The organism is Youhaiella tibetensis, from assembly GCF_008000755.1.
GTDB lineage: Bacteria > Pseudomonadota > Alphaproteobacteria > Rhizobiales > Devosiaceae > Paradevosia > Paradevosia tibetensis.
Genome location: NZ_CP041690.1, coordinates 489,428 through 507,849 on the forward strand (window position 1 = coordinate 489,428; position 18,422 = coordinate 507,849).

Annotated in this window: 20 protein-coding genes, 1 tRNA gene and 1 pseudogene; 8 read left to right on the plus strand and 14 right to left on the minus strand. The window is 65.6% G+C overall.

Annotation, left to right across the window (positions count from 1 at the left end; all coding sequences use genetic code 11):
- Window positions 1-31: 31 nt before the first annotated feature.
- From FNA67_RS02460 to FNA67_RS02470, 3 genes are all read right to left on the minus strand, one after another.
- Entirely contained in the window at window positions 32-1,171 is a 1,140-nt protein-coding gene (locus FNA67_RS02460) for an MFS transporter (RefSeq protein WP_147654932.1), read from the minus strand.
- A gap of 255 nt (window positions 1,172-1,426) precedes the next feature.
- Window positions 1,427-1,708, minus strand: coding sequence for an invasion associated locus B family protein (locus FNA67_RS22440; protein WP_147654933.1), 282 nt, complete (start codon window positions 1,706-1,708; stop codon window positions 1,427-1,429).
- Between the two features lie 703 nt (window positions 1,709-2,411).
- Window positions 2,412-2,501: transfer RNA gene (locus tag FNA67_RS02470), tRNA-Ser, on the minus strand.
- 7 nt (window positions 2,502-2,508) lie between these two features.
- Between FNA67_RS02470 and FNA67_RS02475 the strand changes: the two genes are divergently transcribed.
- Genes FNA67_RS02475 through FNA67_RS02485 form a run of 3 tightly spaced genes read left to right on the plus strand, consistent with a single transcriptional unit; the run spans window position 2,509 to window position 4,116 of the window.
- Entirely contained in the window at window positions 2,509-3,030 is a 522-nt protein-coding gene (locus FNA67_RS02475) for a hypothetical protein (protein WP_145976863.1), read from the plus strand.
- Window positions 3,031-3,052: 22 nt separating this feature from the next.
- Window positions 3,053-3,727, plus strand: a complete 675-nt coding sequence (gene msrA / locus FNA67_RS02480) for a peptide-methionine (S)-S-oxide reductase MsrA (protein ID WP_147654934.1) — start codon at window positions 3,053-3,055, stop codon at window positions 3,725-3,727.
- Window positions 3,727-4,116 carry an MmcQ/YjbR family DNA-binding protein gene (locus tag FNA67_RS02485; protein WP_147654935.1) on the plus strand — a complete coding sequence of 130 codons (390 nt, stop codon included), beginning with the start codon at window positions 3,727-3,729 and terminating at the stop codon, window positions 4,114-4,116. The genes msrA and FNA67_RS02485 overlap by 1 nt, the downstream gene beginning before the upstream one ends.
- Here the strand turns inward: FNA67_RS02485 and FNA67_RS02490 are convergent.
- The 3 genes from FNA67_RS02490 to FNA67_RS02500 all read right to left on the minus strand — a co-directional run bounded on the left by FNA67_RS02490 (window position 4,088) and on the right by FNA67_RS02500 (window position 8,361).
- Window positions 4,088-5,884: a hypothetical protein gene (locus tag FNA67_RS02490; protein WP_147654936.1), complete on the minus strand. Its 1,797-nt coding sequence runs from the start codon at window positions 5,882-5,884 to the stop codon at window positions 4,088-4,090. The genes FNA67_RS02485 and FNA67_RS02490 overlap by 29 nt on opposite strands.
- Window positions 5,881-7,605, minus strand: a complete 1,725-nt coding sequence (locus tag FNA67_RS02495; protein ID WP_147654937.1) for a hypothetical protein — start codon at window positions 7,603-7,605, stop codon at window positions 5,881-5,883. The genes FNA67_RS02490 and FNA67_RS02495 overlap by 4 nt, the downstream gene beginning before the upstream one ends.
- Window positions 7,606-7,725: 120 nt before the next feature.
- A complete protein-coding gene (locus FNA67_RS02500) occupies window positions 7,726-8,361 on the minus strand; it encodes a peroxiredoxin (RefSeq protein WP_147654938.1) in 636 nt (211 codons plus the stop codon).
- 280 nt (window positions 8,362-8,641) lie between these two features.
- Between FNA67_RS02500 and FNA67_RS02505 the strand changes: the two genes are divergently transcribed.
- The gene (locus tag FNA67_RS02505) at window positions 8,642-9,571 is read left to right on the plus strand and encodes an ArsR/SmtB family transcription factor (protein ID WP_049707580.1); all 930 of its coding nucleotides are present in this window, start codon (window positions 8,642-8,644) and stop codon (window positions 9,569-9,571) included.
- 6 nt (window positions 9,572-9,577) lie between these two features.
- Here the strand turns inward: FNA67_RS02505 and FNA67_RS02510 are convergent, their stop codons facing one another.
- The 5 genes and pseudogenes from FNA67_RS02510 to FNA67_RS22190 form a co-directional block, all read right to left on the minus strand.
- On the minus strand, window positions 9,578-10,135 hold the full coding sequence (locus FNA67_RS02510; RefSeq protein ID WP_147654939.1) for a CreA family protein: 558 nt from the start codon (window positions 10,133-10,135) through the stop codon (window positions 9,578-9,580).
- A gap of 85 nt (window positions 10,136-10,220) precedes the next feature.
- Entirely contained in the window at window positions 10,221-11,039 is an 819-nt protein-coding gene (locus FNA67_RS02515; protein WP_147654940.1) for an amino acid ABC transporter permease, read from the minus strand.
- 55 nt (window positions 11,040-11,094) lie between these two features.
- The gene (locus FNA67_RS02520; protein ID WP_049707582.1) at window positions 11,095-11,892 is read right to left on the minus strand and encodes a transporter substrate-binding domain-containing protein; all 798 of its coding nucleotides are present in this window, start codon (window positions 11,890-11,892) and stop codon (window positions 11,095-11,097) included.
- 270 nt (window positions 11,893-12,162) lie between these two features.
- Window positions 12,163-12,402 carry a YegP family protein gene (locus FNA67_RS22185; RefSeq protein ID WP_244616613.1) on the minus strand — a complete coding sequence of 80 codons (240 nt, stop codon included), beginning with the start codon at window positions 12,400-12,402 and terminating at the stop codon, window positions 12,163-12,165.
- Between the two features lie 6 nt (window positions 12,403-12,408).
- A pseudogene (locus FNA67_RS22190) lies at window positions 12,409-12,564 on the minus strand (YegP family protein); the annotation flags it as partial.
- A 215-nt stretch (window positions 12,565-12,779) separates the two neighbouring features.
- Between FNA67_RS22190 and FNA67_RS02530 the strand changes: the two are divergent.
- The 4 genes from FNA67_RS02530 (at window position 12,780) to FNA67_RS02545 (ending at window position 16,604) form a co-directional block, all read left to right on the plus strand.
- Window positions 12,780-13,418 carry an FMN-binding protein gene (locus FNA67_RS02530; protein ID WP_147654942.1) on the plus strand — a complete coding sequence of 213 codons (639 nt, stop codon included), beginning with the start codon at window positions 12,780-12,782 and terminating at the stop codon, window positions 13,416-13,418.
- The gene (locus FNA67_RS02535) at window positions 13,419-14,159 is read left to right on the plus strand and encodes an FAD:protein FMN transferase (RefSeq protein WP_147654943.1); all 741 of its coding nucleotides are present in this window, start codon (window positions 13,419-13,421) and stop codon (window positions 14,157-14,159) included.
- Window positions 14,156-15,667 (plus strand): RnfABCDGE type electron transport complex subunit D, encoded by a 1,512-nt coding sequence (locus FNA67_RS02540; RefSeq protein WP_147654944.1) that lies wholly within the window; start codon window positions 14,156-14,158, stop codon window positions 15,665-15,667. The genes FNA67_RS02535 and FNA67_RS02540 overlap by 4 nt, the downstream gene beginning before the upstream one ends.
- Window positions 15,668-15,743: 76 nt before the next feature.
- Window positions 15,744-16,604: a DMT family transporter gene (locus FNA67_RS02545; RefSeq protein ID WP_147654945.1), complete on the plus strand. Its 861-nt coding sequence runs from the start codon at window positions 15,744-15,746 to the stop codon at window positions 16,602-16,604.
- A 6-nt stretch (window positions 16,605-16,610) separates the two neighbouring features.
- Here FNA67_RS02545 and FNA67_RS02550 read toward each other — a convergent pair whose 3' ends face one another.
- The 3 genes from FNA67_RS02550 to FNA67_RS02560 form a co-directional block, all read right to left on the minus strand.
- On the minus strand, window positions 16,611-16,946 hold the full coding sequence (locus FNA67_RS02550) for an Rdx family protein (protein WP_147654946.1): 336 nt from the start codon (window positions 16,944-16,946) through the stop codon (window positions 16,611-16,613).
- A 394-nt stretch (window positions 16,947-17,340) separates the two neighbouring features.
- A complete protein-coding gene (locus FNA67_RS02555; protein ID WP_147654947.1) occupies window positions 17,341-17,967 on the minus strand; it encodes a hypothetical protein in 627 nt (208 codons plus the stop codon).
- 193 nt (window positions 17,968-18,160) lie between these two features.
- Complete coding sequence (locus tag FNA67_RS02560) at window positions 18,161-18,400, minus strand: type II toxin-antitoxin system Phd/YefM family antitoxin (protein ID WP_147654948.1); 240 nt, start codon at window positions 18,398-18,400, stop codon at window positions 18,161-18,163.
- Window positions 18,401-18,422 lie beyond the last annotated feature (22 nt).

Genomic DNA, 18,422 nt, shown 5'->3' on the forward strand with positions numbered 1-18,422 from the left:
CCGATCCCAAATGCAGAGGCGCCCGCCTCGGCTATCCTCGAGCCGGAGCGCCTCTCGCCCAGACGATCGCCAGCAGCGAAGCGATGCCGAGGATGAACGCGCCCCATACCAGGGACGCCGGCGTGCCGTCATAGCCCTGCCCGATAAGTGAGCCGAGCAGCGTCGCCCCAAGCGCCTGGATGGCGCCGAATGCCGACGCCGCCGTCCCCGCGACACTGCCCAGGTTCGTCATCGCGAGCGCGCCCAGAGTGGCGTCCGCCCAGGTGAACATGGCCATCATGGCGGTGACCAGGATGAGGAACAGCCAGAACGGCAGCGCCGCCAGGGACAGCATCAGCACCAGCGCGGCTGCAAACCCGACATAGATGGAGAGAGCCACCAGGCCAACGGCCGGCGCACCGAAGCGCCGGATCAGGCGCGAGCAGACATAGGCCGCGCCTGACTGGACGATGGCGGTCGCCGCCATCGCCAACGGGAAGAACCCACCCAGGCCGAACGCCTCGCCGTAGATGGGCTGGGTCGTTGCGATGAACCCGTAGAGGGCGCCGAGCAGGAACATTGCGGCCACTCCGTACCCGACGGCATTGCGGTCGGCCCCGATGATAAGGAGGCCGGCCCATACCGATCGCAGGCCGAGGGCCCTGCGGCTTTCGGGCGCCAGTGTCTCGGGCAACTTGAGCCAAGCCCAGGCCAGCACCGCCATGCCGAGCACGGCCATCGTCAGAAAGATCGCCTGCCATCCGGCGACGACCAGAATGCCCTGGCCAATCAGGGGCGCGACAACCGGAACAATGAGGAAGGCCATCAGCGATAGCGACATCGCCTCCGCCATCTCGCTGCCAGCGTAATGGTCGCGCAACACGGCCTGGGAGAGCCGCGTCGTGCCGATGCCGATCCCCTGCACCAGCCGAAGGGCAAGCATCATCTCCATGCTTTGCGCGAACGGAGCCAGCAGGGACGCGAGCACGAACATCGCCAATCCGGCAAGAATCGGCAAACGGCGCCCACAGGCGTCTGCAACCGGCCCGACGAAGAACGCCGAAATGGCCGCGCCCAGCAAGAACACGCCGACTGTCAACTGTGCCAGGTTGGGCGTGGGCGTCCCCATGGCGCGGCCGATATCGGGCAGCGCGGGCAACATGATGTCGAGAGCAATGGAACCGAGGCCCATGAGGGCGGCGACAAGCAGGACGAGTTCGCCTCGTTCCAGACCAGCTTTGCTAGATAATTAGTGCACCCACCGGCAGCGACATGACCGCCCAGACCAACCCTGGATCGTACGGTCGCTACACCACCAAGATGGCACGCGGCGCATCGATCCGCAACGGAGGGCGCTTACGTGCAAATTCCGGAGACCTCCCGGGGCCTGAGTCACTGAAGACAGGATTTGGGGAAGCGGCGTTGGGTGAGGGATGTACCCCCAATGCTAGTTCGCCAATGCTCTCACCCTATCATAGGCGCTGGTGAACCCCCTAAGAGCGATAGAAAACACGATCGGCCCACAGCCGTCTGCGGATGCCTGGACCTTCATCACGCTCCCGGTCATGAGGCTTTCCACCGTGCGGGCATCAAAGGCGATATCAACCAGGCACCCGGCGGGCAGGCAGGTGTGAAACTGCTGCGCCGTTCCAACGTCTCCGTCATCGATCTGATAGGTGACGCTCGAGGCGAGGGCGAGACCAAAGGGAAGAACGAGCGTGCCCTGCACGCCGTCCCCCTTGCGCTCTCCAGCTCAATGGCAAGCGCGCGCTGGCGGGTCTGAGCGTGCAACTGGATCTGGGACATAGCACAATACTTGACTGGCCTGCTCTCGGCCTGGGTGTCGACCGCGCAAATGACGGTCAACGCGCCATGGGTTTCGTTCCGGGTGCTGGCACCGCCCGGCAGGCTTGCCTCCTGGGCCAGTGCCGGCGGGGCAAGACCAACAAGGTTCTCGAAAGTCTCGGCCGTGTCGATGGTTTCCGCCGCGCCAGCATCGATGTACTTGTCCTGCGCATGGGCCGTAAGCGGGACGACGCTCGACAGCGCCGTCGAGGTCATCAACGCAGCAATGAGAATGCTTCGGTTTTTCGGTATCGCGGTGCTGATCATAAGAATTCCTTCGGGCTCACGGTACTCAATGCCGCTCCGGCCCGCGCAGCGCCCAAAGAACTGCGCACGGACCCACGGCCGCGCGCAGGGAGTCGGCCTGCGCGCAGTCATCCTTGGTTAAGCCGGGAATTGATCGTGCCACGGGGGCAAGCCGGGTTTGCACGCGGCGAGAAATGACGTGCACGCATTGGGCATCGCACGTGCCTGCCGCCATGCGGTCAGGACGTCAAAGCGGAGGCCGGCGAATCGAAATGGGACGAGGGCGCGCCAGAGGCCCGCACCGCGGGCTCGCGCAACGTTCAGGCGATGTCAGGGTGAAGTGGCGGAGAGAGAGGGATTCGAACCCTCGAGACGGTTACCCGCCTACACACTTTCCAGGCGTGCGCCTTCGACCACTCGGCCATCTCTCCGCATTGCGTGAAGCCAGAAGGCCGCAAGCGGGCGCAATATACTGATCGCGAGCGCATCCGCAAGGGATCACAAGCACCTGATCAGCATTGTTTTGCCAAGGGCCTGACCTATCTTGTGAATGTCGGCTTGGCCGTGCAAGAAAGGGGCGCGGCCGATGGACGGGATGGGGCAATCCTGCCGGGGCAACTGGCTGCTGAGGGAAAAATGCGTCTCATCTTGCGTACGTTGGGGACATGGCTACTGAGCATAGCCGTGATTCTGGGCGTGATAGACGGCACCAAGTCTCTTGCCGCCAACGCGGTTATCACCACTTCCCTCGGAGACCTGTGGACTTCACTCAATGCGACGAGCCTTGAATGGGTGCAGGCTTTCCTCGAAACCCGGTTCTTCGGTCCCGTCCTGACGCCCATGCTGGCGAGCCTGTTGACGGTACCCAGCTTCGTGGTCGTGGGCGTTCCCGCGATCGTATTGGCCTTCCTGGGACGGTCACGCTACGTCCGCCAATATGTCAAAACCGACGAAATCTGACCCTTTCGGCTAGGAGTTCGCGATGTTCCTGAGGTCCAAACCCTCATCAATTCCCTCTGCAGGCGATTCGCTTCCCGGTCGCCCGACCGAGATGCAGGTTGCAGCGACCCATTTCGTCAACGGTCATGCACTCAAGGGTCCTTGCCCCGAGGGCCCGCAAACCATCTATTTCGGCATGGGATGTTTCTGGGGCGCAGAACGCCTGTTCTGGCAACTGCCCGGCGTCTACGTCACCGCGGTCGGCTACCAGGGCGGCCACACGCCCAACCCGACCTATGAGGAAGTCTGCTCGGGCATGACCGGGCACACCGAGATCGTCAAGGTCGTCTACGATCCGAACCAGATCGGGCTCGAGACCCTGCTCAAGACCTTCTGGGAGGAGCACGATCCGACCCAGGGCATGCGCCAGGGGAACGACGTGGGGACGCAGTACCGCTCGGCGATCTACACCACTTCGCCCGACCAGGCCGCGCAGGTCGAGGCAAGCCGCAAGGCGTTCGACGCGGCGCTGGCGGACCGTGGCCTGGGCAAGATCACCACCGATGTCGCTCCGGCCGGCCCGTTCTACTACGCCGAAACCTATCACCAGCAGTATCTCGCCAAGAACCCCAACGGTTATTGCGGCCTGGCGGGGACGGGCGTGTCCTGCCCGATCGGTCTGTTCAAGACGGCCGGTGCCGAGAGCGAGCGGGCATAGTGAGCATCAGGTCGCGGGCAGGTTTTGAGGATTTCGTCTCGGGCTTGCCCGCGACTTCGATCGTCCATCAATGGGGCGACGCGTCGGTCGCCAAGGTCGGGGGCAAGGTCTTTGCCCTGTTCGGGCTCGATGCCGAGGGCTCTGGCCTGGTCTTCAAGGTCACCGAGTTCACGTTCGATATGCTGACCGAGGCGGATGACATCGCCCAGGCGCCCTATTTCGCCAAGCGTGGCTGGGTCCGCGTCGGGGGCAAGGCCGCGTTGTCCGAGGAGGATCTGGAGGCCTACCTGCGCGAGGCGCACCGTCTGGTGGCCTCCAAGCTGACGCGCAAGCTCCAGGCCGAACTGGAGCTTACCGAACTTATCGCGGCAGGACCTCGTAGGTCCTGAGCGCGGCGCCCGACGGGGTGACGTCGCGCAGCCAGGCGGGTAGCGCGTCGATCTCGACCAGCTTGACGAAGGAATCGGGCGCAGCGTCGGGCAGCCCGCTCATTTCGGGCATTGCCGGACACGTCACGATCACCGAGATGCCGCGCGCCTCGAGGATTTTCCGTGCCTCATCGATCGGCCAATTGAAGAAGTGGAAGGCGTCGAGCACGCCCTGCTGGTTGCGATGATAGGGCGCCGCGACGACCGAATGGGGTGTGTAGAAGAGCATGTGCGACCCCAGGTCGATCGGGGTCATCAGCCGCTCGGGCGGGAGCGCGGCGAGGTCGGCAAAGGCGCTGGGCATCAGGCAGGCGGCACGATCACCGATCCCCTCCGCTGCCATCGAAGCGCTGCTCGTCGGAAACAGCATGCCGATATAGGCGACGGCCGCCGATACGGCGATGCCGGCAAACAGCAGCCAGCTGCCGATCAGTGCACCGATTTCGAGGGGACGGCTCTTGGCCATGTAGTGGGCGCGCGCGGTGGTGATGAGCCAGGCGCCGGCCGGCACGGCGATGATGCCGGCGGTGCGCGCACCGCGAATCTGGAGGACCGTCACCACGAAAGCGAGCGCCAGGAACAGCCCGAGCATTGCCCATTCGGGCGTGCGTCCATCCCGCACCTTGAGGATGTGATAGGCGGCCACGACGAGGCCCGCGATGACCGGAATGATCGAGGCGATGGTGAAGGCCGGCAGCGACGCGAGGCTTTCCCAGACCGGGCGGGCCTCGATGATGTTGTCGATCCAGTGCTCCAGCAGCCAGGGATCGAGTTGCCCATAGGGTCCCTTGCGGCAATCGGGGAACAGCACGGCGAGCGCGACGAGCACGACCAGTCCCGCGCCCACTCCGAGCGCCATGCGTTGCCACACCGGCCGGTGCCGGACCGGGAGCAGCGACAGCGCCGTGAAGGCGATGCCAACCGCGCCCGCTGCCGCGACATAGACGATCGACATGGCGTCGCATGCCGGCTCGAGCCAGCGCGACGGCGGCAGGGCAATGGCCAGATGCACCAGGCTGGCCCCGGCATAGGAGAGGCCAAACCAGCGCAATGCCTGCCCCCGACTGGGGCTCGCCACCCACATCAGGCCGAAGGCAACGATGGCGGCGGCCACCGTCGCCACCGATTCCGAACCGATCGCAAGGGCCGTGGCGCAGGCGATGCCGGCCCCGATGGCAAAGCGCGGCCGCCGCAACGCCTCGATAGTGCAATAGACCGCCGCCAGGGCCAGGATGAGCTGGACGCTATGGTGGTCCACACGACCCGGCACGAACTCGTTCATGATGGACGGCGAGAAAGCGGGGAGCGCCACGCCCGGCAGGGTGCCGTCGCTGCCGATCAGCCGCACGCAGAGCTTGGCGCTCACGGCCATCAGCACGAAGAGCAGGATGAGCGGCCAGACGAAAGCGGCCACCATCTCGGCTCCCGACCCGGCGAGGGGCCGGGCCGCCAGCACCAGGACGGCAATCGGCAGGTCCACCAGCCGGGACCAGTGGATCTCGGCGCCATAGGGTGTGTTCATGCGATATTGCATGTGGTCGAACCAGGGCTGCCCGTTCAGGAAGTCCCGCACGACCGTCATCCGCATGGCGTCGTCCGTGTCCGCCAGCAGCGGAATGGTGTCGGCGTGGACGAAGTATCGCAGCGCCAGCACGCACACCGTCGCAACGAAGGCGACGGCGACGATCAGCCAGTTGATGCGAGCCGGGCCGGCCTCTCCGGTGGTCACGGTGTCTGCACCTCGAGGATTTCGAGCTTCCCGTCCTTGGGCGATACCGGTTTGAGCCAAGACGATTTTTCCTTCAATGGGACGGTCGGGCAGCCGACCACGTAGCGGATGTTCCGTTCGGCCGCGATACGCCGGGCCTCGTCTTCGTTGCCGCGGAAGAAGGCACGGGCATCCAGGGTACCCTCGACGTTGCGGTGAAAACCGGCCGAAACGACGGCGTGCCGGGTATAGTGCAGGATATGCGGCCCCAGCTCGGGCGAGGCGACCGCGATCCCCGGCTCGAGGGCCGCGAGCGTGGCGAAGACCTCCGGCTCGAAGCAGGTGAGGCGCGCCACCGTGAACTCGGACGCGCCGGCCACGGCGGGCTTGGGGAGCCATTGGTCGAGCCCGATGACGACCACATTGTGAATGACGCTGGCAAAGACGAGCCAGGTGGCGACCAGGAGCCCTGCGCCCTGCGGCCCGCCTTTGGCGAGATAGCGTTCGCGGGCGGCAGCGATCGCCCAGACGCCGACGGGTACGGCAAAGAAGGCTGCGAGACGTGCGCCTCGGATCTGGACGATCGTCATCGGGGTAGCGACGGCGAGGAAGGCGAGGAGCACCAGCCAGGCCAGCCGTTCGTCGCCACGTGACCGGCGCAGGCGCCAGGCGGCGACGAGAAGGGCGACGGCAGGCGGCAGGATGGCGCCGGTAGCGGAAGCCGGATTGTCCTCGAAAAACAGCGACAGCGGCCGCGCCTCCCCGATCTCGGAGAACAGCGCCGCCATCTTCGGATCGAGTTGAGCATAAGGGCCCGCAAGGCACTGTGGATAGAAGAGCGCCAGAACGCCCAGCGACAGCGCGCCCAACGTCGCCAGGACGAGGAGGCGCGTCGGCAAGGTCTTGAGGGCTTCCGATAGCGCCGCCAATGCGAGGAGGACGAGGCAGGCCAGCCCGGTTGCGAGAACGTAGACGATCGAGATGGCATCGCACGCGGCCACGCCGAACTGGTCGGCCGGCAGCGCCAGTGCTGCCAGAGCCGCGGTCCCGGCGAAGAGAGGGAGGGCGAACCAGACCGCCGCGCTTTTCCAGGTCAGCGGATCGAACGCCCAGAGCAGGGCCACGAGCGCGATCGAGAGCACGACGAAGGGCAGGGTCTCAAGGCCGATAGCAATGCTTGCCGCCGCGAGAAGTCCGGCTGCGATGGCACTGGCCCGGTGCCTGTGGCTATCCGTGAGCGCCAGGGAGAGGCCGGCGAGGAGGAGGATCTGCACATTGTGATGATCGACGCGTCCCGGGGAAAATTCGGCCAAGAGCGGCATCGAGAGCAGGGGCAGCACCAGCGCGGCGGCGGTTTGGCCGGGCCCGGCAATTCGGCGCCCCCAGAGCTCGGAAAGGGCGAGAAGCGGCAGGAGCAGCAGCAACGGCCAGACGAGGGCCGCCAGGTCCGGGTGGCCGGTCGGGCGCAAGAGCGCGATGAGCCCCGCCAGCGGCGCATCGATGAGGCGCGACCAGTGCAGCGGCGCGCCGAACGGGGCGTTGTCGCGATGGACCACCGTGTCCTGCCAGGGCTGGCCATCGAGTAGGTCGGCGGCCGTCACCATGCGCATGGCGTCGTCGGTATCGGCCAGGAGCGGCTTGGCGTCGGGGGGCAGGAGGCTGGTCGCCACGAGCAGCACGACTGCTGCCAGCCAGACGAGCGTCACCGTCACCCACGTCTTGCGCGCAGCCCCAGCGCTCATCACCGGCCCCTCCACCTCGTCCGGTCTTACGCCCGGGGTATCAAGAAAGCGTTGAGCGCAAAAACAAGGGGCGGCCCCAAGGCCGCCCGGAGTTCGGGTCAGGAGAACCCGTCAGGATGATCAGCCACGCGGCTGGGGCACGATGCGCAGGTAGGGCTTGGGTGCCTTCCAGCCGTTCGGGAACTTTTCCTTGGCTGCGTCGTCCGACACGGAAGAGGCGATGATCACGTCCTCGCCCTGCTTCCAGTTGACCGGAGTGGCCACCGAATGCTTGGCGGTGAGCTGGAGGCTATCGATGACGCGCAGCACTTCATCGAAGTTGCGGCCGGTCGAGGCCGGGTACTCGATCTTGAGCTTGACCTTCTTGTCGGGGCCGATGACGAAGACCGACCGCACCGTCAGCGAATTGTCCGCGTTCGGGTGGATCATGTCGTACTTGCGCGCGATCGAGCCATCGGTATCGGCGATCAGCGGGAAGTTGAGCGCAGTGCCCTGCGTCTCCTTGATGTCGGCGGCCCAGCCGGCGTGATCCTCGAGCTTGTCGACCGACAGGCCCAGCACCTTGACGCCGCGCTTGTCGAACTCGGGCTTGAGCTTTGCGGTGTAGCCGAGCTCGGTCGTGCAGACCGGGGTGAAATTCTTCGGATGGCTGAACAGAACCGCCCAATGGCCATCGATATAATCATAGAAGCGGATGTGGCCTTCGGTGGTCTCAGCCTCGAAATCGGGGGCGGCATCGCCAATCAGGATTGCCATTTGTCTTCCTTTCGAACCGCGCCGGGCGCAGCAGTGAACTTTGCAACTAAGATATCGGGTAGATAGCCGGTGTTAGTAGATTGAGGGAGCGAAATCTTTTTGTCTTTTGGCCCGAGGGCGCACCAAGGCGTTCCAAAGCGCCACCCTTGGGCGCAATCGCGCTCGAAGGGTGCGCGGCGGGTTGGTCGCCGCCGGTTTGATTAAATCAAATAACCTGATACACACTGCGATCGCCCACCTTCGCGCCTTCCTTGCGCAAGCCGCACCAAGACGGACAATCATGAGTCGCAATTTTCTGGTCGTCGATCCCGAGGAGGGGCTTGAGGTCCTGCGTGGCCTGGCCTCGGCCATCCGCATAAAGATCCTCAAGCTGCTGCACGTGCGTGGACCGCTCAACGTCAACGACATAGCCGAGGCGCTGGCGCTGCCCCAGTCGACGGTTTCCTCCAATGTCCAGATTCTCGAGGATGCGGGCCTGATCCGCACCGAGACGCAGAAGGCGCGCAAGGGCAACCAGAAGATCTGCCACTCCACGTTCGACGAAGTGCTGGTGATGTTCAAGGAAGACATCAACCCGCTGCACAAGGAGGCGATCGAGGTGGCCATGCCGCTCGGGCTCTATACGAGCTGCGAGGTGTCGGCTCCCTGCGGGCTGTGCTCGACCGAGGGCATCATCGGGCTGCTCGACGTGCCCGATACCTTCCTCGACCCCGAGCGCATGAAAGCGGGCCTCATCTGGTTCACGCGCGGCTATGTCGAATACCAGTTCCCCAACAACGCCAAGCTGGCCCAGAACGAGATCGAAGCCATCGAGTTCTCCATGGAGCTGTCGTCCGAAGTTCCGGGAACCGCGGCCAACTGGCCGTCCGACATCACGGTGGCCGTCAACGGCAAGGACGTGGGCACCTGGACCTCGCCCGGCGATTTCGGCGACAAGCGCGGCGTCTACACGCCCGACTGGTGGAAGCTCAAGGGCAGCCAGTACGGCAAGCTCAAGAGCTGGAAGGTCACCCATTCGGGCACGTTCGTGGACGGGCTCAAGATCTCCCCCGTCTCGCTCAAGGACCTCGATGTCGAAACCCACCATTCCATCCGCCTGCGCATCGGCGTCAAGGAAGATGCCAGGCATCCGGGCGGGGTGAATATCTTCGGCCGCGGCTTCGGCAACTATGACCAGGACATCGTGCTGCGCCTGCACACGACACGCTGACGGCCGCTAGATGCCGCCGCCGGTAGTGCTGGTGGCGTCCGCACCGGTCGGGGCGGCGCTGCCGCCCGGCTTGCCGTTGGTCCAGGTCACGTCCGCGCCATTGAGCGGCACGACCGAGAGCGACATCTTGCCCGAGCCGAGCTGCAATTCGCGGGCATGCGCCAGGTAGACCAGGGCATTGTTGGCCGCGTCATACATGCGCGTCACGCGCAGGCTCTTCCAGATGAGGCTGCGGTTCTGCTTGAAGATCTCCTCGCCGCCGGCGTTGAGCGAGATGTCGCCGACCGTGACGGGCCCCGTCGCGGTGCAGTCGAGCGCCGAATAGGAAGGATCCTCGAACCAGTTGCCCTGCTGGAGCCGGTCGATGAGGCCGCGGCTGAAATAGGAGACGTGGCACACCACGCCCTTGACCTCGGGATCGGCGACCGCCTCCACCACGATGTCGTTGCCGGTCCAGTCGACGCCGACCTTGCCGACCGCCTGCTGGTTGTCCGGCTTGGAACAGCCTGCCAGTGCAGCCACGAGGGCAACGGGGAGAGCGAAACGGGCGAAGGTCTTGAGCATAGGCCGAGGTTCCAATCCGCTTGAAAGGGTCAACGCGCCGTCATGTGGGGCGGGCAGGGCCCGCTCACAAGACTTGGCGCCAAAACTATCGATTATGGTCCTGCCGCTTGAGGCGGTGTTCGAGCAGGCGCACCAGCAGCGAGAGCGAAATCGTCATCGTCAGGTAGAGGAACGCCACGATGTTGTAGGTCTCGAAGAACTTGAACGTGCTCGAGGAATAGACCTTGCCCAGCTGGGTAATGTCCTGGACGCCCAGCGCCGAGACCAGCGCGGAATCCTTGATCATCGACACGAAGTCGTTGCCGTAAGGCGGCAGGATGGTGCGGAACGCCTGGGGAAAGGTGATGAACCGGAACGTGTGCCAGCGCGACATCCCCAGCGAATAGGCGGCCTCGTGCTGTCCGCGATCGACGGCCTCGATGCCGGCCCGGAAGATCTCGGCCAGAAAGGCGGAGTAACAGAGCGTCAGCGCCACGATGGCGCGCCAGGTGAAATCGAAGTTGCGCACGGTCAACGGCGCCATCCATCCCTGGTCGATGACCGGGGCCAGCAACCAGTTGGCGCCCTCGACCATGGCCGGGGCCCCCACGAAGGCGACGTAGAACAGCACCACCAGCAGCGGAATTCCACGAACGATCTCGACATAGAACGTGGCCACCTCCCGCAGCACCCGAAAGCGCGACGTCCGCGCCATGGCCACGATAAGGCCGACGAGGGAGGCGAGGATAAAGGCGACCGCCGTGACCCAGAGCGTGGTGGCGATGCCGCCCGAGAGCGCATTGAAGATGGTGCGCATGCCCTCGTCGGCGACGATCTGCCAGAAGGTCAGGATGCCGAGCAGGACGATCGCGAGCAGCCACCAGGGTATCTCACGGCGGCGATGGGGCGGGGTCGATGATGACATGAGGCGGCGGGAACTCGCGGGATTTTATGCCGCGAGCCCCCATGAGGCGCGCAGCTTATTGGGCGGCGTTATACTCGTAGAACCATTTCTGCTTGAGCTTGTCGAGGGTGCCGTCGGCCACGATGGTGGCGAGCGCGGCGTTGATCGGCTCGCGCAGGTCCGAGCCCTTCTGCAGGATGAACCCGAAGCTCTCGGTGCCCAGCGCTTCGTCGAGCGACTTGAAGGCACCCGGATTGGCGCCGATGTAGCCGGCGGCCGAGCTCTGGTCCATGAGAACGGTATCGACGTCCCCGGACTTGAGAGCCTGAACCGAGGCGCCGAACGTGTCGAAAAGCTTGATGCGCGGATTGGCTTCGTCGCCATCGAGAACCGAATAGACGGCGACGTAGAAATTGGTGGTGCCGGCCTGGGCGCCGACCAGCAGGTCCTTGTCGGCGGCGAAGCTCTTGGCGTCGGTGAAGCGGTTCTCGTCGGCCCGGACCAGCATGAACTGCTGGCTGGTGAGGTAGGAATCGGAGAAGTCGATCTGCTCGGCGCGCTCGGGATTGATGGTGATGCCATCCATGCCGACGTCGAACTGGCCATCCTTGACCGACTGGATCATCACGTCCCAGCTCGACAGGTTCCACTCGACCTTGGCGTTGAGCCGCTTGGCGATCTCGTTGAAGAGGTCGTATTCGAGCCCCACGCTCTCATTGGTCTTGGGGTCGACGAAGTTGAGCGGGACATAGGCATTCTCGGTCACCGCCTTGATGGTGCGGCCCTGCAGGTCCGGCAGGCTCTGGGCCGTGGCAGGCGCGGCGAAGCCGACAGCCATGGCCGCGGCGAGGACGAGCGAGGAAATGAGTTTCATGAGGCGGCAGTCTCCCTGTCAGCAAATGGCGCCTCTGTCGGCGCCCTTGGCGCGACATTAGTGCATAACCGCCCGCCAAGTGAATTCCGATTTGGGCAACGCCTTACCCAACCAGCACAAATTTCGAGTGCATCCATCCTGCCCCGCCTCAGCGGGGCGCGATGGCGTACCCGGATCGATTATCGGCTGGCCGCAGGCAGGATGGACAAGTGGGCCGAACCTGGCGATGCCGGGTCTCCCCGGCATCCGGCAATCGGCCTTAGTCGCTGCTTATTTCTTGGCGGCGGCAGCCGGCTTTGCTGCCAGGCTCTCGTCGACGGTGTCAGCCTTGGGGCCGTTCTTCTTGACCGACTCGATGGCGTTCTTGGCGCTGGCTTTGGAGGTATAGGTCTCCGAGCGCACCATGATCTCCCCGTTCCGGGCACGGAAGCGCACGAAATGCTCGCCGTTCTTGGCGGCTTCGATCTCGAAGCGGTAGCCCTTGCCGGTCTCGCCCGCCGAGAGATCCACCGTGGCGGCTTCCGGGGCATTCTTCTTGATCGAAGCGATGGCGTTCTTGGCGCTGGCCTTGGACTTGTAGTTCTCGGACCAGACGATGATTTCCGAGTTATAGACAAACTGTACGCGGTACTCGCCCGCCTTGGCGGCTACGATCTTGAATGTGTGCGGCATAGGGCCCTCTCCCAATCAAGCGAGCGGCGCGGTGGCCACTCACCGGTTTCGTCGTTGCAAAGTGTTACTAGCTTTGGGGAATTTGGAAAGGGGAGAAAGTCCTGATGGCATTCCCCTGATGCGCTTGCGCCCCGCGCGCCCCGGTTTGGGCCTTTCAGGTTCACGTCAGCAAGCCGGGCAATACTCCCCTCAATGAGAAACTCGTGAGGTAAGTCATGCGCAAGGCATTGCTGTCGCTCGCCGTCCTGGCAGGTTCGGGCATCTACGTCGCACAACAGTTCTCGGCAATCCAGGTGCCGACCGCCCTCGATGCCATCGCGCCTCCCGCCGGACAGATGCTGCCGGCTTCCGGGCCGGTGGTCACCGAGCCTGCCGCCCCCGCGCCGCAGACTGCCATGGTCTCCCAGCCGCCCGCCGTCACCCCATCCGTGCGGCAACTGGGCCGCGGCGAGATCGATATCGCCAGCACCCCGACCCCGAGTGCAACGATTACCCCGCCCCTGCCGCAACCGCGCCCGCTCGACGCGCCTGTCTCGATCGTGCAGGCCGCGGCCACCACCATCAACGGTCAGTACCGCGACGGCACCTACCAAGGCCCGGTGACCGACGCCTATTACGGCAACATGCAGGTGCAGGCGACCATCCAGAACGGCCAGCTCACCGGCGTGGACGTGCTGCAATATCCCAACGACCGGCGTACCTCGCGCTACATCAACAGCCAGGCGCTGCCGATGCTCGAGCAGGAGGTGATCTCGGCCCATAGCGCCAACGTCAACCTCATCACGGGGGCAACCCTCACCAGCCAGGCCTATGTGCGCTCCCTGCAGGGAGCCCTCGATCAGGCGAGGAACTGAATGCGCCAGACCCGCATCATCATGGGCATGCCGATAACCCTCGAGGTCGTGGACGCCGCCGACGCGTCCCTGCTCGAGGCGACCTTCGCCTATTTCGAGGCGGTGGACCGGCAGTTCAGCACCTACAAGGCCGATAGTGAGATCAGCGCCATCAACCGGGGCGAGCGCGACATGTTCGCGTTCAGCCCGGCCATGCTCGAAGTGCTGGCCATCGCCGACCAGACGCGCAACCAGAGCGACGGCTATTTCGACATTCGTCGCCCGGACGGCGCCATCGATCCCTCGGGCATCGTCAAGGGTTGGGCCATCCTCAACGCCGCCCGCCAGCTCGAAGCCGCAGGGGCCGAGGACTTCTATGTCGATGCCGGCGGGGACATCCAGGCCCACGGGCACAATGCCCAGGGCAGCGACTGGAGCGTCGGCATTCGCCATCCGTTCGAGCCGGACCGGATCGTCAAGGTGCTTTACCCGCGCGGCAAGGGGGTCGCGACGTCGGGCAACTATGTGCGCGGCGACCATATCTACGATCCCCATTCGGGCACCCGCCCGGCCGACGAGATCGTCAGCCTCACGGTGATCGGGCCCGACGTGCTCGAGGCCGACCGCTTCGCCACCGCCGCCTTCGCCATGGGGCGCGCCGGCATCGGCTTCATCGAGAACCTGCCCGGCTTTGAGGCGTATCTCATCGACCGGCAGGGCGTGGCCACCATGACCAGCCGTTTCAAGGATTTCACGTCATGATCAAGGCAATCGACTATTTCCTGGATCGCACCACCATGTACCGGCTGGTGCTCTACTACCTGGCGGGCCTGGTCGGCCTCGCCTTCGTGCTGGGCCTGTTCAAGCTCGGCCAGAACGATCCGAGCGCGCTCGCCTTCTCGCTGCTGCTGGTGGGAAGCGTCAGCTTCCTGGGCAACTGGGTTTTCGCGCGCACTTTCAACGCCCCCGCCAATACCGACTCGATCTGGATCACCGCCCTCATCGTCGTGCTGATCATGGATCCGGTGATGGCCACCGACCTCGCCGGTGTCGGCGCCCTCGTCTTCGCCGCCGTCTGGGCCGTCGCCTCCAAGTATATCTTCGCCTTCGGCAAGAAGCACATCTTCAACCCCGCCGCCTTCGGCGTGCTGCTGCCGGGCCTCCTGCTCGACCACCCGGCGACCTGGTGGGTGGCCGGCAACGGCCTGATGTTGCCCTTCGTCCTCGTCGGCGGCATCCTGATCGTGCGCAAGCTGCGCCGCACGGACCTGGTCCTCGCCTTCATCGCCGCCACGCTCGCGACCTCGCTGGCCACCGCCGCGCCCGACGCCTACCTGATGACGATCCGCGAAACCCTCATCCACTCCCCGCTCTTCTTCTTCGCCTTCGTCATGCTGACCGAACCCCTGACGGCGCCTACCGGCAAGGCCCTTCGCATCGTCTTCGCGGTGATCGTCGGCTTCTTTTCGGCGCCCAACGTGCATTTCGGCTCGTTCTACCTCACGCCCGAAATGGCGCTCCTCATCGGCAACGCCTTCGCCTTCCTCGTCAGCCCCAAGCATCGCTACGTCCTCACCCTGCAGCGCATCGAGCGCTCGGCGGCCAACTGCTACGACTTCATCTTCTCCCCCGACCGCCGCTTCGCCTTCGAGGCGGGCCAGTACATGGACTGGACGCTCGGCCTCAAGCATGCCGACGATCGCGGCAACCGGCGCCAGCTCACCATCGCCTCGGCGCCCACCGAAGAGGATGTGCGCATCGGGGTGCGCTTCTATCGCGAACCCTCGACCTTCAAGCAGGGCCTGGCCGCGCTCAAGCCCGGCGACACCATCGTCGCCTCCCAGCTCTCGGGCGCCTTTACCCTGCCGCGAGACACCTCGCGAAAGCTGGTCTTCATCGCCGGCGGCATCGGCATCACCCCCTTCCGCTCGATGCTGCAATACATGCTCGACCGCGGCGAGAAGCGCCCCGTGATCGTGCTCTACGGCAATGGCCGGTTCGAGGACATCGCCTATGGCGACGTGCTCGAGCGCGCCCGCACCGAGCTGGGCATCCCCACCACCTATGCGGTGGCCGAGGGCGCCGAGCCGGGCATGTATTCGGGCTTCATCGACGAAGCCCTGATCCGCCGCGAGGTGCCCGATTTCGCCGAGCGGACCTTTTATCTCTCCGGCCCCCGGGCCATGGTGCTCGCCTTCGAAAAGACCCTGCTGTGGATGGGCGTGCATCACCGCCACATCAAGACCGACTTCTTCCCCGGCTTCGCCTGAAGCCCCGCTCCGGTTCTCCTTTGGATCGACCCGACCCCCGGCTATGATCGCCGGGGGTTGCCCGTGGGAGGATAAGATGTCGCGTGTGGGTCTGTGGACTGCGCTGGCCATGATCGCCTTCGCCGCCAACTCCGTCCTGGCCCGCCTGGCGCTGGGGGCACGCTCGATCGACGCCCTCGGCTATACCGGCATCCGCCTGGCCGCCGGCGCCCTGACCCTGCTGGCCCTTCACGCCCTGCGCGAGCGACGCCGGGGCGCCCGCCCCACCATCGCGGGCAACTGGAGCGGCGCCGGCGCGCTCTTCGGCTACGCCATCGCCTTCTCCCTCGCCTACCTGCTCCTGGGCGCGGGCAACGGCGCCCTCATCCTCTTCGCCACAGTGCAGCTGACGATGCTCGGCTGGGGTATTATGCGCGGGGATCTGCCCGGGGGGATTGAATGGCTGGGGATCGCCATTGCCTTCGGGGCGCTGGTTTACCTCGTCTCCCCCGGCCTCGTGGCGCCAGACCCCCTCGGCAGCCTGCTGATGGTTTTGGCGGGCATCTGCTGGGCCATCTATTCGCTGCTGGGGCGCGGTTCCGCCGATCCGCTGGCCGACACCGCCGGCAATTTCGTGCGCACCCTGCCTCTGGCGCTGGTGCTATTGGTCGCCGGATGCCTCGCGGCCGTCCCCGAGCCGGCCGGAATTGCCTATGCGGTGGCCTCGGGCGCCCTGGCTTCGGGCCTGGGCTACGCCCTCTGGTATGCGGCCCTGCCGCACCTGGCGCGCAGCCGGGCCGCCATCGTTCAGCTCACCGTGCCCGCCATCGCCGCGCTCGGCGGCGTCGTGCTGCTGGGCGAGGCGCTGACGCCGCGCCTCCTCATCGCCAGCGTCGCGATCCTGGGCGGAGTGGCGCTGGCGGTGGTCGCCGGACAGCGCCGCAAGCGGGCGGCCTGAGGGCCGCTACCGGCCGACCCGGTCGATATGGCCGAGGTCCCGGCTCGGATCGATGCGGTCGCGCACGATCTGCTTGAGTGCCTTCACGTCGGGGAAGCCGCCATCGCGCTTGCGTTCCCAGACGAGCTCGCCATCGAGGCGAATCTCGAAGATGCCGCCGGTCCCCGGGATCAGCGACACCTCGCCCATTTCGAGCGCGAAGGTGGAAAGCACCTCCTGGGCCATCCAGGCCGAGCGCAACAGCCAGCTGCACTGGGTGCAATAGGTGATGGTCAGCTTCGGCTTGGGCAGCCCCGTGCTTTCGCTCAGCGCGGCGGCCTGGGGCGGGTTCTGGTCGGTCATGGCGTGGTCCGGGACGTCTGGGTGTTCGTCCGCGACCCTACTCCAATGCCGCCCGGCGGTCAGTCCGCCGCCCATCGAAATTCCCCCGCTTTCGCGCAGCACCGAACCCCGCCCGGCGCGGAGCGGGGCGGTGGATCGGCAGGTGGAGCGGGCCCCGAGGCGACATTCGCCTCGATGGTTTTAGAATAGATGAGACGATCGCCGCCTCGGGGCGCCGGGGTTTTGAGGACCTGGCGATCGAATGCCCCGTTCCGGCCGGCTTGATCGTCGAGCCCCGGATTCGAGCAGCGTCCCATGGACCCATGCAGGAGAAGCGACGCCCCCGCACGCCCGGCTGTTCCTTGCGCCGCTGGTCGCTCTGCAGTCCGCCCCGTGCGCAAGCAATGGCACCAGTCTAGTCGAGCCCGTGAATGCGGGGATAAGTCCGCGGCTCCTGGCTCTCCCCGTCGCCATCGGCGTCCGCTTCGGCGGCCTTTTGGGCGTTGAGCCGCTCCATCCGCGCCGCGCGCTGGCTCTCCCTGAAGCGCTTCTCCCGATCGGTAAAGGCAAGCGACTGTATCAGCTTGACCAGTCCCTCCGTGACTTCCGCCGTTGGACCCCCGGCGCTCTGCTGCGCGGCGACGTGCGGATAGGTGACCGCAATCCTGGGCGCCAGCCGGCGCACCGGAAACGTCTCACGGACGGCGCGCCACATCCGCGCACCGATGGCCGGATCCCAGCCGGTATTTTGCGCCTCATAGGCCTCCAGATGCGCCAGCGCCTGCCCGAGCTGGGTCAGGAGCCCACCCCAATCGGGCGCCGCCTCCGGCAGTTTTTCACGCGTCGCGCGCGGCAGGAACACGCGGGCCTCGGCAAGGATGGCCTCGGCCTGGGCGCGGGTGATTTCGCTGGCGGGTTTTGCGGGATGGCGATGAGCCGTGGCCGCCACCTGGTCGAGGAGGGTTTTGAGACGAAGCCAGAGGGCTTCGTGGCGCTCGGCGAGAGCGTAGGTGACACGGGGCAGGCGGCGGGAAACGGACATGGGGCTCTCCTTGGTGTGGTGGTGGAGAGTTTGGGGCGTGGTGGCGGGGAGGGGATAAGGTGCGGCGAGGTTGCGACTCCCATCGCTCCTCCCCGGCGAAGACCCGGGGTCCGGGATGGCGCCACTCATGGGAGCGAAGCGATGGGCCCCGGCTCTGCGGCCCGGGAAGAGCGGAGGGGGAGGTAGGGGCGTGTTATCTGGCCAACGCTCTGTAGACCGCACCGCGTTTTGCAACAGTGCCCTTGAGGAGTTCCTCGACGCGCCGGCTCACATTGGGGCGGTCGATCAACTGTCGAAGTCGCTCGTACTCGGCGACGGAGACCACCACGGCGACATCGCGCCCGTGCCTTTGAATATGCACGGGCTCCTGCTGGGCCTCATTGAGGAGCTGTCCGAACTTGTTCCTGGCGGCGGTGGCAGTGATGGTGGGCATGGGGGAACTCCGCGATAGCCAT

Excerpts from the sequence above, each read along its gene's own strand:
- FNA67_RS02520 (WP_049707582.1), bottom strand. The coding sequence starts at position 11,892 with ATGAAACTCATTTCCTCGCTCGTCCTCGCCGCGGCCATGGCTGTCGGC.
- FNA67_RS02505 (WP_049707580.1), top strand. The coding sequence starts at position 8,642 with ATGAGTCGCAATTTTCTGGTCGTCGATCCCGAGGAGGGGCTTGAGGTC.
- FNA67_RS02510 (WP_147654939.1), bottom strand. The coding sequence starts at position 10,135 with ATGCTCAAGACCTTCGCCCGTTTCGCTCTCCCCGTTGCCCTCGTGGCT.
- FNA67_RS02545 (WP_147654945.1), top strand. The coding sequence starts at position 15,744 with ATGTCGCGTGTGGGTCTGTGGACTGCGCTGGCCATGATCGCCTTCGCC.
- FNA67_RS02495 (WP_147654937.1), bottom strand. The coding sequence starts at position 7,605 with ATGAGCGCTGGGGCTGCGCGCAAGACGTGGGTGACGGTGACGCTCGTC.
- FNA67_RS02550 (WP_147654946.1), bottom strand. The coding sequence starts at position 16,946 with ATGACCGACCAGAACCCGCCCCAGGCCGCCGCGCTGAGCGAAAGCACG.
- msrA (WP_147654934.1), top strand. The coding sequence starts at position 3,053 with ATGTTCCTGAGGTCCAAACCCTCATCAATTCCCTCTGCAGGCGATTCG.
- FNA67_RS02560 (WP_147654948.1), bottom strand. The coding sequence starts at position 18,400 with ATGCCCACCATCACTGCCACCGCCGCCAGGAACAAGTTCGGACAGCTC.
- FNA67_RS02515 (WP_147654940.1), bottom strand. The coding sequence starts at position 11,039 with ATGTCATCATCGACCCCGCCCCATCGCCGCCGTGAGATACCCTGGTGG.
- FNA67_RS02530 (WP_147654942.1), top strand. The coding sequence starts at position 12,780 with ATGCGCAAGGCATTGCTGTCGCTCGCCGTCCTGGCAGGTTCGGGCATC.
- FNA67_RS02500 (WP_147654938.1), bottom strand. The coding sequence starts at position 8,361 with ATGGCAATCCTGATTGGCGATGCCGCCCCCGATTTCGAGGCTGAGACC.
- FNA67_RS02555 (WP_147654947.1), bottom strand. The coding sequence starts at position 17,967 with ATGTCCGTTTCCCGCCGCCTGCCCCGTGTCACCTACGCTCTCGCCGAG.
- FNA67_RS02540 (WP_147654944.1), top strand. The coding sequence starts at position 14,156 with ATGATCAAGGCAATCGACTATTTCCTGGATCGCACCACCATGTACCGG.
- FNA67_RS02535 (WP_147654943.1), top strand. The coding sequence starts at position 13,419 with ATGCGCCAGACCCGCATCATCATGGGCATGCCGATAACCCTCGAGGTC.
- FNA67_RS02460 (WP_147654932.1), bottom strand. The coding sequence starts at position 1,171 with ATGGGCCTCGGTTCCATTGCTCTCGACATCATGTTGCCCGCGCTGCCC.